Source organism: Pseudomonas sp. Z18(2022) (assembly GCF_036346535.1).
Taxonomy (GTDB): Bacteria; Pseudomonadota; Gammaproteobacteria; order Pseudomonadales; family Pseudomonadaceae; genus Aquipseudomonas; species Aquipseudomonas yamanorum_A.
On sequence record NZ_JAOTOA010000012.1, the window covers coordinates 191,830 to 206,409 of the forward strand.

A 14,580-nucleotide genomic window follows, 5' to 3' on the forward strand; every position below is an offset into this window, starting at 1 on the left:
CTTCCCCAAGCGGGTGCTTGTACATCGATCGATCTCGAGGGGAGACCCTAATGAATTACAACTGGGACTGGGGCGTGTTCTTCAAGTCCACCGGCGTTGGCAGCGAGACTTATCTCGACTGGTACATCACCGGCCTGGGCTGGACCATTGCCATCGCCATCGTGGCGTGGATTATCGCCTTGCTGCTGGGCTCGATACTGGGCGTCATGCGCACCGTGCCAAACCGCCTCGTATCCGGCATCGCGACCTGCTACGTGGAACTGTTTCGTAACGTGCCGCTGCTGGTTCAGCTGTTCATCTGGTACTTCCTGATACCCGACCTGCTGCCGCAGAACCTGCAAGACTGGTACAAACAAGACCTCAACCCGACCACCTCGGCCTACCTGAGCGTTGTCGTGTGCCTGGGCCTGTTCACCGCCGCCCGCGTGTGCGAACAAGTGCGCACCGGCATCCAGGCGTTGCCACGGGGCCAGGAAGCTGCCGCGCGCGCCATGGGCTTCAAGCTGCCACAGATCTACTGGAACGTGCTGCTGCCCCAGGCCTACCGGATCATCATTCCGCCGCTTACCTCGGAATTCCTCAACGTCTTCAAGAACTCCTCCGTGGCGTCCCTGATCGGCTTGATGGAACTGCTGGCGCAAACCAAACAGACCGCCGAGTTCTCGGCCAACCTGTTTGAGGCCTTCACCCTGGCCACGCTGATCTACTTCACCCTGAACATGAGCCTGATGCTGCTGATGCGCGTGGTCGAGAAGAAAGTCGCCGTGCCCGGCCTGATCTCCGTGGGGGGTAAATAATGGACTTCGATTTCAGCGGCATCATCCCCGCCATCCCGGGCCTGTGGAACGGCATGGTCATGACCTTGCAGTTGATGGTCATGGGCGTGGTCGGCGGCATCGTCCTGGGTACGATCCTCGCGCTGATGCGCCTGTCGTCCAGCAAACTGCTGTCGCGCCTGGCCGGCGCCTATGTGAACTACTTCCGCTCGATCCCGTTGCTGTTGGTGATCACCTGGTTCTACCTGGCGGTGCCGTTCGTGCTGCGCTGGATCACCGGCGAAGACACCCCGATCGGTGCATTCACCTCCTGCGTCGTGGCCTTCATGATGTTCGAGGCGGCGTACTTCTGTGAAATCGTGCGGGCCGGCGTGCAGTCAATTCCCAAGGGCCAGATGGCCGCGGCACAAGCCATGGGCATGACCTACAGCCAGACCATGCGCCTGATCATCCTGCCCCAGGCGTTCCGCAAGATGACCCCGTTGCTGCTGCAACAGTCGATCATCCTGTTCCAGGACACCTCGCTGGTCTACACCGTGGGCCTGGTGGACTTCCTCAACTCCGCCCGCTCCAACGGCGACATCATCGGCCGCTCCAATGAGTTCCTGATCTTCGCCGGTGTCGTCTACTTCATCATCAGCTTTTCCGCCTCGCTGCTGGTCAAGCGTCTGCAAAAAAGGTTTGCCGTATGATCTCTATCAAGAATATCAACAAGTGGTATGGCGACTTCCAGGTGCTGACCGATTGCAGCACCGAGGTTAAAAAAGGCGAAGTGATCGTGGTGTGCGGGCCGTCCGGCTCGGGCAAATCCACCCTGATCAAATGCGTCAACGCCCTGGAACCGTTCCAGAAAGGCGACGTGGTGGTCGATGGCACCTCCATCGCCGACCCGAAGACCAACCTGCCGAAACTGCGCTCGCGCGTTGGCATGGTGTTCCAGCACTTCGAGCTGTTTCCGCACCTGACCATCACCGAAAACCTGACCATCGCGCAGATCAAGGTATTGGGCCGCAGCAAGGAAGAAGCCACCAAGAAAGGCCTACAACTGCTGGAGCGTGTCGGTCTGTCGGCCCACGCCCACAAGCACCCGGGCCAGCTTTCCGGCGGCCAGCAACAGCGTGTGGCGATTGCCCGTGCGCTGGCGATGGACCCGATCGTCATGCTGTTCGACGAACCGACCTCGGCCCTCGACCCGGAAATGGTCAACGAAGTGCTCGACGTGATGGTGCAACTGGCCCACGAAGGCATGACCATGATGTGCGTGACCCACGAAATGGGTTTCGCCCGCAAGGTCGCCGACCGGGTGATCTTCATGGACGCCGGCAAGATCATCGAAGACTGCCCGAAAGAGGAATTCTTCGGCGACATCAGCGCCCGCTCCGAGCGTGCGCAGCACTTCCTTGAGAAAATCCTGCAGCACTAAAAAGCACCACTGCTGCCCTGTGAAAACCGGGCTTGTGTAGGAGCAGGCTTGTGTGGGAGCTGGCTTGCCTGCGATTGCATCACCTCGGTGTAACTGACACACCGAGGCGCCTGCATCGCGGGCAAGCCCGGCTCCCACACAAGCCTGCTCCCACACGGGACCGCGCAGGCTGACAGCTCTGGTTGACCCAAGGCATCTGTGATGAAATGCGACCCCAACCTCTTTCGCGCCGCGCCGCCATCACTTGCCGTGAAGCCTCGTCTGATTCGCCAATTGTTCCTGCCGCCGCTGATCATCGCCCTGGTGATCGGACTGGGTTATGTCGGCTTCTGGATCAGTGAGTTCTATGGGATCCGCACCCTCAGCGATACCGGCGAACGCCAGCTGGAATTACACGCCCGCACCGTCGAGAGCGAACTCAGCAAATACACCTACCTGCCCAGCCTCCTGGAGCTGGAGTCCAGCGTCTCCAGGCTCTTGGCCGACCCGAATCAGGAAACCCGCAAAACCGTCAACGACTACCTCGAAGGCCTGAACCGGCGCAGCCGCAGCCGGGCGATCTACGTGATGGACACCACCGGCCGCGTGCTGGCCACCAGTAACTGGCGCGATGCCGACAGTTACCAGGGTGAAGACCTGTCCTTCCGTGCCTATTTCCAGAATGCCGTGCGCGGCCAGCCGGGCCGGTTCTACGGCATCGGCAGCACCAACGGCGAACCCGGCTATTACCTGGCCCATGGCCTGGAAGAACACGGCAAGATCATCGGCGTCGCCGTGGTCAAGGTCCGCCTGGAAGCGCTGGAAGAGCGCTGGCAGCGGGCGCGCCTGGAGGCCTTCGTCAGTGACGAGAATGGCATCATCATTCTCTCCAGCGACCCGGCCCGCCGCCTCAAGTCCGTGCGACCTCTGAGCGATGACACCAAGGACCGCCTCGCCCACAGCCTGCAATATTACTGGGCGACCCTCAGCGAGCTGGAACCCCTGGCCCGCGAGCGCCTCAACGAAGGCACCGAGAAGCTGACCTTCCCGGCCAACAGCGAAGTGGTGGCAGACGAGCACGAGGTCAGCTACCTGGCGCAAACCCGCCCGCTGAATGACACCCCGTGGAACTTCACCCTGCTGACCCCGCTGAATGACCTGCGCCAGGCCGCTATCAACCAGGGCATCCTGGTGGCCGTGGCCTTCGCGTTGGTGGCGTTCCTGCTGATCGCCTGGAACGAGCGGCGCAAGGTGATCGCCACCCGCCTTGCCGCCCGGGAAGCCTTGCAGGAAGCCAACAACCAGCTGGAACGACGGATTGCCGAACGCACCACCGACCTGCGGGCCAGCAACGAACGGCTCAAGAGCCAGATTCGCGAGCGGCGCCAGGCCGAGGAAACCCTGCGCCGTGCCCAGGACGAACTGGTACAGGCCGGCAAACTGGCAGCGATCGGCCAGATGTCCACCAGCATCGCCCACGAATTGAACCAGCCGCTGGCGGCCCTGCGCACCCTGTCGGGCAACACCGTGCGCTTCCTCGAGCGCGGGGCGCTGGACACCGCCAGCGCCAACCTCAAGACCATCAACGAACTGATCGACCGCATGGGCCGCATCACCGCCAGCCTGCGCTCCTTTGCCCGGCGCGGTGATGACCAGGGCGAGGCCAATCTGGGCAAGGCGGTGGACGCCACGTTCCAGATCCTGGGCAGTCGCCTGGAGAGCTTGCCGCTGACGGTGCACCGTCACTTCACCCACGCACAGTTGCAGATCGACCAGACCCGCCTGGAGCAGATTCTGGTCAACCTCATCGGCAACGCCCTGGACGCGATGCAGGCGCAACCCGCCCCCGAGTTGTGGCTGGACGGCGACATCGTCGAGGGCAAATACCGCCTGCAGGTGCGCGACAACGGCCACGGCATTGATCCCGAGGCCCGCAAGCATTTGTTCGAACCGTTCTTTACCACCAAACCCGGCGAGCAAGGCCTGGGCCTGGGCCTGACGCTGTCGGCCAGCCTCGCGGCGGCCACCGGCGGCAACCTTGCCGTCGAGCACCCGGCCAGCGGTGGTACTGCCTTTGTCCTGAGTTTGCCGCTGGCGAGCCCTCAACCAGTCGAGTCGAAATGAACACAGAAAAAACCACCGACCTGACCGTGCTGATCGTCGAAGACGACCCCCATGTATTGCTCGGCTGCCAGCAAGCCCTGGCCCTGGAAGACATTCCCAGCGTGGGCGTGGCCAGCGCCGAAGAAGCCCTGACCCGGGTTGGTGAAAACTTCGCCGGCATCGTCATCAGTGATATCCGTTTGCCGGGCATCGACGGCCTGGAGCTGCTGACCCGGCTCAAGGCTTTGGATAAAAGCCTGCCGGTAGTGCTGATCACCGGCCACGGCGATATCTCCATGGCCGTGGGCGCGATGCGCAACGGCGCTTATGACTTCATGGAAAAACCCTTCTCCCCCGAGCGCCTGGTAGACGTTGCCCGTCGCGCCCTCGAGCAACGCGGTTTGGCCCGGGAAGTCTGGTCGCTGCGCCGGCAGTTGGCCGAGCGCGACTCCCTGGAAGGCCGGATCATCGGCCGCTCCCCCGCCATGCAGAACCTGCGGGAGCTGATCGCCAACGTCGCCGACACCTCGGCCAACGTGCTGATCGAAGGCGAGACCGGCACGGGCAAGGAACTGGTTGCCCGCTGCCTGCATGATTTCAGCCGGCGCCATTCCCATCAGTTCGTCGCCTTGAACTGCGGCGGCCTGCCGGAAAACCTGTTTGAAAGCGAGATATTCGGCCACGAGGCCAACGCGTTTACCGGCGCCGGCAAACGCCGCATCGGCAAGATCGAACACGCCCACGAAGGCACGCTGTTCCTCGACGAAGTGGAAAGCATGCCGATGAACCTGCAGATCAAACTGCTGCGGGTGTTGCAGGAACGCACCCTGGAACGCCTGGGTTCGAACCAGAGCGTGGCGGTGGATTGCCGGGTGATCGCCGCCACCAAGTCCGACCTGGACGACCTGAGCCGCGCCAACCAGTTTCGCAGCGACCTGTACTACCGCCTCAACGTGGTGACCCTGGAACTGCCGCCGTTGCGGGAACGTCGCGAAGACATCCTGCAGTTGTTCGAACACTTCCTGCAGCAGTCGTCCCTGCGTTTCGACCGCACCGCGCCCGACCTCGACAACCAGACCCTGTCCAACCTGATGAGCCACGACTGGCCGGGTAACGTGCGTGAATTGCGCAACGTGGCCGAGCGGTTTGCGCTTGGCTTGCCGGCGTTCAAGAAGAGCGGCGCCAGCAGCGGCAATCACGGTCTGGCCTTTACCGAAGCGGTGGAAGCCTTCGAACGCAACCTGCTCAACGACGCCTTGCAGCGCAGCGGCGGCAACCTGACCCAGGCCAGCCAGGAACTGGGGATGGCCAAGACCACGCTGTTCGACAAGGTCAAGAAGTACGGGCTTAGCCACTAGGAGCACAGTGTGGATTTATTGCTGAAGGCGGCGCTGGGTGCCGGGGTTGTGTTGATCCTGGCGGCGCTGGCCAAGACCAAAAACTATTACATCGCGGGCCTGGTGCCGCTGTTTCCGACGTTCGCGCTGATCGCGCATTACATCGTCGGCAAGGGGCGCTCGGTGGAAGATTTGAAGACCACGATAGTGTTCGGGATGTGGTCGATCATTCCGTACTTTGTGTACCTGGCGACGCTATACGTGATGGTCGACCGGATGCGGCTGGAGGCTTCGCTGGCGGTGGCGGCCGTGGCGTGGTTGATGGCGGCGACGGTGTTGGTCAGCGTGTGGGTTCGCATGCACGCCTGACACACCTCAATCAGTGTGGGCGCCAGCTTCTGTGGGAGCCGGGCTTGCCCGCGATGCAGGCACCTCGGTGTGTCAGTTACACCGAGGTGATGCTATCGCAGGCAAGCCAGCTCCTACAGTTGATCGGCGTTGCTTCAGCAATTTCAACGAACGATCTTGTCCACCTGAATTCCCAGCTTCTTCAACCGATACCAGAAACTGCGCTCGGAAATCCCGATCTTCTGGGCCGCCGCAGCCTGCACGCCATTGCTCTCCTGCAACGCGGCCATGATGTAGGCCTTCTCCACCTCGGCCAGCGCCGCATCCAGGTCGTGCGGCACGCCCGGCCCGTTGCTGAGTATCGCGCCCACGCCGTCTTCAGCCGGTTTGGAGGCGAACAGGTACGCCGGCAGATCAATGTCCTCGATCACCGGCGTCGCCGCGACAATGGTCGCCCGCTCCACGCAGTTTTGCAGTTCGCGAATATTGCCCGGCCAGGAATACGCCGCCATCGCCTGCAACGCCTCGGGGCTGAAGCCGGTGATGCGTTTACCGGCCGTAGCGCTCAAGGTCTGGGCGAAGTGCCGGGCCAGCGGCGCAATGTCTTCCACGCGCTCGCGCAGGGCTGGCAGTGGAATCGGGAATACATTGAGACGGTAGTAAAGGTCTTCACGAAACTCTTTGTTGGCCACCGCATCCAGCAAGTTCTTGTTGGTGGCGGCAATCACCCGCACGTCCACCTTGCGCTCGCGCGGGTCGCCCACCGGCTCGATCACACGTTCCTGCAAGGCCCGCAGGATTTTTGCCTGCAACGCCAACGGCATGTCGCCCACTTCATCGAGGAACAACGTGCCTTTGTCGGCCTGCATGAAACGCCCGACCCGGTCCGCCACGGCGCCGGTGAAGGCGCCCTTGCGGTGGCCGAACATCTCGCTTTCCAGCAAGCCTTCGGGAATCGCCGCGCAGTTGACCGCCACAAACGGCTTGTCGGCGCGGTTGCCGTGTTTGTGGATGGCCCGGGCGACCATCTCTTTGCCGGTACCGCTTTCGCCGGTCAGCAGCACCGTAGCGTTGCTGTCGCGCACCGAGTCTACGGCGTGCAGCACCCGGCGAAACGCCGGGCTGTCGCCCACCAGGCTGTCGAACTGCGAATGCTCATCCAGCTCCGCCCGCATGCGCGCGTTGTCGCGCATGATGTCGCGAAACTGCAGGGCCTTGGCCACCGTGATGTCCAGCTCGTCGATGTCGAACGGCTTGGCGATGTAGTCGTAGGCGCCGTTGCGCATCGACTGCACGGCGTTTTTCACGGTGCTGTAGGCGGTCATCACGATCACCGGCAACTGCGGGTAGCGCACCTTGATTTCCGCCAGCAACGCCGGGCCGTCCATGCCGGGCATGCGCCAGTCGCTGATCACCAGGTCGATGTCTTCCTGTTCCAGCACCTTGAGCGCCTGCAAGCCGTCACCGGCGGTAAACACCTGGATCCCGCTCTGGCTCAAGGCCGACGAGAGCAAGTCACAGAGCTTGGGTTCGTCGTCGACTACCAATACGTTATGCGTCATCACCATCCTCATCATCGCCGTCGTCACCCTGGGCCGGAATGTACAGGCTGAAGGTGGCGCCGGCATCTTTCTCGCTGACACATTCGATGCTGCCGTCATGACTTTCCATGATCGAGAAGACTTTGGCCAGCCCCAGGCCCGTGCCCGAGGCCTTGGTGGTGACGAATGGCGTAAAGATCCGCTCGATCATGTCCGGCGGAATGCCTTCGCCGGTATCGGCGATGCTGATCACCGTGTTGCCGCCCACGCTGCGGATGCCCAGGGTCAAGCGGCCGCCTCCGGGCATCGCGTCGATGGCGTTGAGAATCAGGTTGAGGCACGCCTGCTTGAGCTGTTTGGCATCGGCGTAGATCGTCGCGCCGGGAGCCTCGTCATCGATTTGCGCGTCGATGTTATGGGTCGACAACTCGGGCCCGCAGAAGCCGAGAATCTCCTCCACGACCGGCCGTGCCGCCTGCACGGTACGCAACGGTGCGCTGGGTTTGGCGAAGTCGAGGAATTCGGTGATCAGGTCGTTGATCCGGCTGACCTCGCTGATCACGTACTCGAGGTGACGCTTGTCGGTTTCCGGCAGGTCGGCGCGGCGGTGCAGCAACTGGGTAGCAGTTTTGATAATGCCCAGCGGGTTGCGAATTTCGTGGGCCAGGCCCATGGCGACTTCGCCCAGCGCGTGCAGGCGGTCGCGGCGACGCAATTGCGCTTCCAGGAGATGCAACTCACCGAGGCGCTCGGTCATGTGGTTGAAGGTGCTGCTCAGTTGCGCCAGTTCGTCGCCGCCACTGACCGCCACGCGATGCTGATAGTTGCCCGAGATCACCGCGCTGACGCCTTCGGACAAATCCCGCAACGGCCGGGTCAGGCGCTGGGACACCAACATGCCAGCGGCCAGGGACAACGCCGAGCTGAGCAGGAAGATCAGCACGAACAGGTTGCTCTGGTTCACCAGACCCACCAGGCTGGTGTGCCGCAGCAAACCACTGAAGATCACCCCTTGCAGTTCGCCGGCATCGTTGAAGATCGGCCAGTACAAGCCGCTGTAGTTATTGGTGAACTGCTCGCTGGGTTGCTTGGTGCTGCGCAGCGCGGCTTCGATACTCGACGGAATCCGGCTGGGGTGATCGACGAAGCGCTGGGTGGAGAAAATCTCCGAGAAACCGCTGGGGTTGGCCAGGTACAAGCGCAGGTCTAGGGAATGCACATCGGCCACGCTGGTCAGGAAACTGCTGTCCAGGTAGGTGGCCACCAGCAGTTGATAGTCAACGCCGTCTTCGCTGGTCTCGAAGGTGGACACCACCACGCCGGTGGTGACGCCCGCCACCTGGACCGTCTGCAACACCGCATTACTGGCCAGGTTGATTTGCTTGACGATGTCATCGGCGGCCGTGCTGAAGACAATCTTGTGGTCACTGCTGCGGATCAGCGCGACCACATCGATGTCGGTGGCGGCGGCAATGTCGGCGGTCAGTTTGTCGTGTTTCTCGGCCTGGCGCGACGACGGCGGCTTGGTGTAGCGCAGGAAGAGTTGGGCGACCCGGGCGTTGTCGTGGAGGATGTCGCCGATCTCGTCCTTGACGATCTTGGTCGACTCCTGCAGCCAGATTCGCACGTTGCTGTCGAAGATCTGCGACAGCGTTGTGGCGGCCAGTTCTGCCGCGATCATCGTCGGGATCACCGTCACCAGCCAGAACGCCAACACCAGCTTGCGCTGGACGCTCCAACGCGAAATGGCAAAGGGGCGGGCTTTTTGACGGGTCTTGTTGATCATCAGGTTTCGCTTATCGCAGCAGCCATGGCAGGGTCGGATCGATCCGGTCGGAGAAACACTTTTGCAACGAACAGCGCACGGTTGACCAGCCAGTTACGGTGGCGGAAAAACATGCTGTTGCCCTGGAACTCGCAGCCCAGCAGCAACTTGCTGGCATAGCCGGCCTGACCACATTCATATAACGCAATATCGTTGCGAATACAGTAGTCGATGTTGGTTAACCAACTGCGCACCGCCAGGCTGTATTCGCGACTGTAGTCACTGTCTTCGCCGAAAAACTTGTCAATCAGGCGATCCCGGTTAAGCAGGATCAGGTTGAACGCCACCAGTTGCTCGTCCACCCAATAAAGCACACAGACCGCACGTTCCTGCAGCTGTTCAAGGATACCGGTGAAATAGCCTGCCGGCAGTCGCTCGAACTGCAGATCGGAGCGTTCCAGGGTGGCCTCATACAGCGCCATGATGCGCGGCAGTACGTCGTCGATGTTGCGTCGCCACTCGACACGCGGCCCCGGCGCACGCAGTTTGCGGCGCAGGTCCTTGCGGGTGGCTTTGTCCAGGGAACCGAGGTAGGCGTCCACTGAACCAAAAGGGATCGGCAACAAGGCCGTTGGCAGGCTGGGCATGCTCTGGAAACCCGCGCCTAGGCAGCTGTTTGACCAGCCTTCGTCCCTGGTCGGTGCATCCTTGACCGCCACCAGCCCGACGCCGAACGCATCGGCATCCCGGCGTGCGGCGGCGAGTAACTGCGCAAGCAACGCCTCGCGCCCGGATTCGGCAACATGACTGGCGACACCCGCATTGCACTGTTCCGCCACCGGCGAGCCGATGGCATACAGGCCCAGCTTCAAAACACCCGGCCACAGTCGCTCCAGGCGCTCGGTAAAGCGCTTGCCTACGCCTGACACGGTGGTGTCGAGGCGATAACGCGTAATGAACGCCGGCGCGACCGCCACCAGCGTTGCCTCGTCAAACACCGCGAGGTAGCGCCACTGAAAGTCATCAATAGCGGCGTTTTCCACGGCCACGTAATAGTCCCAATCCTCCAGGGCATCGGGAAAACAGTCGTTCCAGGCACTGCGTTCGATGGCCCGAATGGTCGAAAAGGCTTGGGCGGTGATCACGTCAAATCCTTAGGGTTCAAGCCAGCTGTCGATAATCTTCAGGTGCCTCTGTGGCGTGTGCGTGCTGCCCGACAAACTCGGCACTCAACTCGATCACCCGACGGTATTGCAGGTCGACGGTGATCATGTGGTAGCAGTTGTCCAGCAGGATCTTGGTCACGGGGCCGCCGAGATGGCGTTCCACGTAATCGGCGTTCCAGCGGCTGGTGATGTCATCCTCGATGGAATGCAGCACCAGGGCCGGGGTCTTGATCGATGGCATGAGCTTCTTCACCACGGCGTTCATCCAGTGCAACTCGCGCACCGTGACGCCCTCCATGGTCAAGAGACCCGCCTCGCTGCTCTCCCCTTCCTTCATCTGCCGCTCGACGATCGCCCGCAGGCGCTCGTTCTTGATGCCGTAGGGCGGCTTTTCAGTAAAGCGGAACAGGCGCACACCGAAGGGAATACGGATCAGCAAGGGCGTGATGAACGCCATCTTGCTGATGCTCCAGCCGTCGTACTTCAAGGTAGTGGAGTACATCAACAAGCCGGCGACCTGGCCAGGGAACTGCGACGCCACGTACATCGACATCACCGCGCCCATCGACAAACCGCCGACAAACACCTGCTCGTGGCGTTGTTTCACCGCGACGAACGTCTTGCGCACGCCTTCGTACCAGTCCTGCCAGCCGGTGGCTTGCAAGTCGCTGTTGTCCCCGCAGTGCCCGGCCAGGGTCGGCACGTACACCGTGCAGTTACCGACCTTGGCCAAACCCTGGGCCACCCGACGGAGTTCCGTCGGGGTGCCCGTCAGGCCGTGGATCAACAGGATCCCGACCGGACCGCTACCGAGAACGAAGCCGGCATCACCTTCACCGAGGTCGATCTCGTGGCCAATCACCGTTTGGTCGCTCGCACAAGCAGTTGCTCAAGCAGCTTCAGGCCCAGGTCGATTTCCGGGTAGCTGATTTCCAGGGACGGTGCCAGGGTGATCACGTTTTTGTAGTAACCGCCCACGTCGAGGATCAGGCCGAGTTTCTGACCGTCAACCACCATGTCGCCTTTCATGCCTTCGTCGACCATGAAGTCCAGGGTCGCCTTGTCCGGAGTGAAGCCATCCGGGCCGCAGATTTCGCAGCGCAGCGCCAGGCCCAGGCCATCGACATCGCCGATGATCGGGAAGCGTTTTTGCAGCTCTTGCAGGCCGGCCAGGAAGTATTTGCCCTTGGCCATGACCATCGCGCCGTAGTCGACTTCGCTGGTCATCTTGAACATTTCCAGACCTACCGCGGTGCCCAACGGGTTGGACGCGAAGGTGGAGTGAGTGGAGCCTGGCGGGAAGATTTTCGGGTTGATCAACTCTTCCTTGGCCCAGATGCCGCCCAGCGGGTTCAGGCCGTTGGTCAGTGCCTTGCCGAAGACGATCACGTCAGGTTTGACGTCGAAGTGTTCGATCGACCACAGCTTGCCGGTACGCCAGAAGCCCATCTGGATTTCGTCGACGACCATCAGGATGCCGTGCTGGTCGAGGACCTGCTTGAGCTCGCTGTAGAAGTTCATCGGCGGGATCACGTAGCCGCCGGTGCCCTGGATCGGCTCGACGTAAAAGGCAGCGTATTCGCTCTGGCCGACTTTCGGGTCCCACACACCGTTGTATTCAGTTTCGAACAGGCGCGCGAACTGCTGCACGCAGTGGCTGCCGTATTCTTCCTTGGTCATGCCTTTCGGGCCGCGGAAGTGGTACGGGAACGGAATGAAGTTGGCGCGCTCGCCGAAGTGGCCGTAGCGGCGACGGTAGCGGTAGCTCGAAGTGATCGACGACGCGCCGAGGGTACGGCCGTGGTAGCCGCCTTCGAAGGCGAACATCAGGCTCTTGCCGTTGGTGGCGTTACGCACCACTTTCAGGGAGTCTTCGATGGACTGCGAACCGCCCACGTTGAAGTGCACGCGACCGTCGAGGCCGAATTTCTTCTTGGCGTCGACGGCGATCATTTCCGACAGCTCGATCTTGCCTTTGTGCAGGTACTGGCTGGCGATTTGCGGCAGGGTGTCGATCTGCTGTTTCAGCGCGTTGTTCAGGCGCGGGTTGGCGTAACCGAAGTTAACGGCCGAGTACCACATTTGCAGGTCGAGGTAAGCCTGGTCTTCGGTGTCCCACACGTAGGAGCCTTCGCAACGGCTGAAAATGCGTGGTGGGTCGATGTAGTGAACGGTGTCGCCGTAGGAGCAGTACTTGGCTTCTTTATCCAGAAGAACCTGGTCTTCTGCGGTGGCAATACGAATATCAGACATGGTGGAAGAGTTCCTGATTGTCGGAAGAGGTGCTGTAAGAGTTGGCGTTGGCGGCGATGCCTTGAGGCAACTTGGCCAGCAATGCCGGCAGTTCGGCGAAGGTGTCGAACCGCACGTAGGGGATGTTGTTGGTTTCGCAGTAGTCGGCCAGGCTGGCCTTGGCGAAGACGAAGTCGGCGGTGGAAGCCACGCACATGTCGGACTTGCCGTCACCGATCACCAGCACGCGCTTGTTGCGCGGCGTGGACTTGCATTTGCAGTTGCCGGACGCAGCGCGGCACGCGTCGCTGGAATACGGGAAGTCGATGCGCCAGCTGTTCTGGTCGACCTGGCGCAGGCGGTTGGCGAGGATCGGCAGCAAGGTCACATAGTTGCGCGAAAGAATCCGCGCGATGCCTTGTTCGATGCCGTCGCTGACCACTTCAATGGAAGCGCCGAGGCCCATGACATGGTCGACGAAATCCGGGAAGTCCGGGTCGATCTCGACACTGTCGAAGTAGGCCAGCAGTTCGGCCGGGGTCGCCTTGATCAGCGCCAGTTGACGGCTCAGGCATTCGCGCGAACCGATGTGCCCATCCAGCCATTCCTGTTCGATGGTTTCCCACTCGGGGCCGGCGAAGCGTTGGAGGACGTTGTCGATGACGTCGGTGGGGGTGATGGTCCCGTCGAAGTCACACACGATATGCCAGTGGATCATCTGCATTTACCTATGAAGTAGGAACGCGCTGTTGCGCTTGCAGAGTGCTAGAGCACGGAGTGTGCCAAGTGCCTCCAGCCCCTGTTTTCAGGGGGTTTGGCGGGTGTCAGTGGGTGGTTGTGTCGGAACCGGCTACAATTTTTGTAGCTTGCTACAACCTAGATGAGTGCTTGCCTAACGTCGGGTGTTTGCGCGTTCATGCGCGCATGTTCACAAAAGGAAATGGCTCCATGTTCAGGGTTACTTTTGCTGTATTCGCCGGTTTGCTGGGGCTGTGGGGCGTTTCGAGCGCTGCGCTGGCGGACGGGATTACCGGTGAGGTCGGCGCGGGTGTCAGCTATCAGCCCCATGATCCGACGGGCAGCCGCTACGAAACGCGGCCCATTCCTTACTTCGATCTGGATTGGGGGAATGTCAGCCTGGGTACCGATGATGGGCTGACCTGGAGTGCCCTGAATACCAATGGTTTTACAGCCGGGCCTTATATCAATTACTTGCCGGGGCGGACTGCGAACGGGTCGTTGCGGGGGTTGCGTGATGTTTCGGACATGGCTGAGGTGGGTGGCTTTATTCAGTACGCGCCGGCTGAGTTCTGGCGGGTATACGCCCAGATGGGTCAGACCGTGGGTGGTGCGCGGGATCAAAGCGGTGTGGTGGGCAAGCTTGGGGGTGAGCTGGGTTATCCGTTGGGCAGCGGCATCATCGGCAGCACCGGCCTGATGGCGCATTTTGCCGATGCGCGCCAGGCGCAGACGTTTTTCGGGGTGGATGCCAATGAGGCTGCGGCTTCGGGGTTTCGTCCTTATAACGCCAGTGCCGGGTTTCAGAACCTGACGTTGACGCAGAGTTTTGAGTTTCCTTTGGACGCGAAGTGGTCGCTGTTGACCAGTGCCAGCTGGATTCACCTTGTTGGTTCGGCGGCCAATAGCAGCATCGTCAAGGAAACCGGGGATGTGAATCAGGGGCAGGTGCAGACTGCTATCAGCTATAAGTTTGATTGAGAGGGGGGGGCATATCCGTTATTTGGGTGATGTCTGATATTGGTTCCGCTCTTACAGCGGCTCACTTTTGAAAAGCGCAAAAGTAAGCAAAACGCTCTTGCCCCACCACTCGGCACCTCGCCTAGGCTCGGTGTGCCCGCACTCCGGTAGCACGAAGCGGGCCGCCGCGACGGGGCGTCCCTGCCCCGTCG

13 protein-coding genes are annotated in these 14,580 nt (G+C 61.4%); 7 read left to right on the plus strand and 6 right to left on the minus strand.

Annotated elements, in window-relative coordinates:
* Positions 1-50 precede the first annotated feature (50 nt).
* The 6 genes from V3W39_RS22450 (at position 51) to V3W39_RS22475 (ending at position 5,987) form a co-directional block, all read left to right on the plus strand.
* Complete coding sequence (locus V3W39_RS22450) at positions 51-797, plus strand: amino acid ABC transporter permease (RefSeq protein ID WP_177046895.1); 747 nt, start codon at positions 51-53, stop codon at positions 795-797.
* Positions 797-1,468 carry an amino acid ABC transporter permease gene (locus tag V3W39_RS22455; protein ID WP_177046897.1) on the plus strand — a complete coding sequence of 224 codons (672 nt, stop codon included), beginning with the start codon at positions 797-799 and terminating at the stop codon, positions 1,466-1,468. Before V3W39_RS22450 ends, V3W39_RS22455 begins: the two co-directional genes overlap by 1 nt.
* Complete coding sequence (locus V3W39_RS22460) at positions 1,465-2,199, plus strand: amino acid ABC transporter ATP-binding protein (protein ID WP_010170183.1); 735 nt, start codon at positions 1,465-1,467, stop codon at positions 2,197-2,199. Before V3W39_RS22455 ends, V3W39_RS22460 begins: the two co-directional genes overlap by 4 nt.
* 201 nt (positions 2,200-2,400) lie before the next feature.
* Positions 2,401-4,302, plus strand: coding sequence for a sensor histidine kinase (locus V3W39_RS22465; protein ID WP_177121924.1), 1,902 nt, complete (start codon positions 2,401-2,403; stop codon positions 4,300-4,302).
* Entirely contained in the window at positions 4,299-5,639 is a 1,341-nt protein-coding gene (locus V3W39_RS22470; protein WP_177046900.1) for a sigma-54-dependent transcriptional regulator, read from the plus strand. Before V3W39_RS22465 ends, V3W39_RS22470 begins: the two co-directional genes overlap by 4 nt.
* Before the next feature lie 18 nt (positions 5,640-5,657).
* Positions 5,658-5,987: a GlpM family protein gene (locus V3W39_RS22475; RefSeq protein ID WP_176438680.1), complete on the plus strand. Its 330-nt coding sequence runs from the start codon at positions 5,658-5,660 to the stop codon at positions 5,985-5,987.
* Positions 5,988-6,130: 143 nt separating this feature from the next.
* On the opposite strand, the gene V3W39_RS22480 is transcribed toward V3W39_RS22475, so the two are convergent.
* The 6 genes from V3W39_RS22480 to V3W39_RS22505 are packed head-to-tail and all read right to left on the minus strand — an operon-like array spanning position 6,131 to position 13,388.
* Positions 6,131-7,528 carry a sigma-54-dependent transcriptional regulator gene (locus V3W39_RS22480; RefSeq protein WP_177046902.1) on the minus strand — a complete coding sequence of 466 codons (1,398 nt, stop codon included), beginning with the start codon at positions 7,526-7,528 and terminating at the stop codon, positions 6,131-6,133.
* Positions 7,518-9,293 (minus strand): sensor histidine kinase, encoded by a 1,776-nt coding sequence (locus V3W39_RS22485; protein ID WP_177046904.1) that lies wholly within the window; start codon positions 9,291-9,293, stop codon positions 7,518-7,520. Before V3W39_RS22485 ends, V3W39_RS22480 begins: the two co-directional genes overlap by 11 nt.
* The gene (locus V3W39_RS22490; protein WP_330213360.1) at positions 9,293-10,417 is read right to left on the minus strand and encodes a GNAT family N-acetyltransferase; all 1,125 of its coding nucleotides are present in this window, start codon (positions 10,415-10,417) and stop codon (positions 9,293-9,295) included. Before V3W39_RS22490 ends, V3W39_RS22485 begins: the two co-directional genes overlap by 1 nt.
* 16 nt (positions 10,418-10,433) lie before the next feature.
* On the minus strand, positions 10,434-11,300 hold the full coding sequence (locus tag V3W39_RS22495) for an alpha/beta hydrolase (RefSeq protein WP_330213361.1): 867 nt from the start codon (positions 11,298-11,300) through the stop codon (positions 10,434-10,436).
* Positions 11,297-12,691, minus strand: coding sequence for an aspartate aminotransferase family protein (locus tag V3W39_RS22500; RefSeq protein ID WP_177079703.1), 1,395 nt, complete (start codon positions 12,689-12,691; stop codon positions 11,297-11,299). The genes V3W39_RS22495 and V3W39_RS22500 overlap by 4 nt, the downstream gene beginning before the upstream one ends.
* On the minus strand, positions 12,684-13,388 hold the full coding sequence (locus V3W39_RS22505) for an MtnX-like HAD-IB family phosphatase (RefSeq protein WP_177046913.1): 705 nt from the start codon (positions 13,386-13,388) through the stop codon (positions 12,684-12,686). The genes V3W39_RS22500 and V3W39_RS22505 overlap by 8 nt, the downstream gene beginning before the upstream one ends.
* A 230-nt stretch (positions 13,389-13,618) precedes the next feature.
* Here V3W39_RS22505 and V3W39_RS22510 point away from each other — a divergent pair, with 230 nt between their 5' ends.
* Entirely contained in the window at positions 13,619-14,389 is a 771-nt protein-coding gene (locus V3W39_RS22510; RefSeq protein ID WP_177046915.1) for a MipA/OmpV family protein, read from the plus strand.
* Positions 14,390-14,580: the final 191 nt, after the last annotated feature.

What these genes read in the sequence shown, in the direction of transcription:
- V3W39_RS22450 (WP_177046895.1), top strand. Translation starts at nt 51, where the DNA reads ATGAATTACAACTGGGACTGGGGCGTGTTCTTCAAGTCCACCGGCGTT.
- V3W39_RS22455 (WP_177046897.1), top strand. Translation starts at nt 797, where the DNA reads ATGGACTTCGATTTCAGCGGCATCATCCCCGCCATCCCGGGCCTGTGG.
- V3W39_RS22460 (WP_010170183.1), top strand. Translation starts at nt 1,465, where the DNA reads ATGATCTCTATCAAGAATATCAACAAGTGGTATGGCGACTTCCAGGTG.
- V3W39_RS22465 (WP_177121924.1), top strand. Translation starts at nt 2,401, where the DNA reads ATGAAATGCGACCCCAACCTCTTTCGCGCCGCGCCGCCATCACTTGCC.
- V3W39_RS22470 (WP_177046900.1), top strand. Translation starts at nt 4,299, where the DNA reads ATGAACACAGAAAAAACCACCGACCTGACCGTGCTGATCGTCGAAGAC.
- V3W39_RS22480 (WP_177046902.1), bottom strand. Translation starts at nt 7,528, where the DNA reads ATGACGCATAACGTATTGGTAGTCGACGACGAACCCAAGCTCTGTGAC.
- V3W39_RS22485 (WP_177046904.1), bottom strand. Translation starts at nt 9,293, where the DNA reads ATGATCAACAAGACCCGTCAAAAAGCCCGCCCCTTTGCCATTTCGCGT.
- V3W39_RS22500 (WP_177079703.1), bottom strand. Translation starts at nt 12,691, where the DNA reads ATGTCTGATATTCGTATTGCCACCGCAGAAGACCAGGTTCTTCTGGAT.
- V3W39_RS22505 (WP_177046913.1), bottom strand. Translation starts at nt 13,388, where the DNA reads ATGATCCACTGGCATATCGTGTGTGACTTCGACGGGACCATCACCCCC.
- V3W39_RS22510 (WP_177046915.1), top strand. Translation starts at nt 13,619, where the DNA reads ATGTTCAGGGTTACTTTTGCTGTATTCGCCGGTTTGCTGGGGCTGTGG.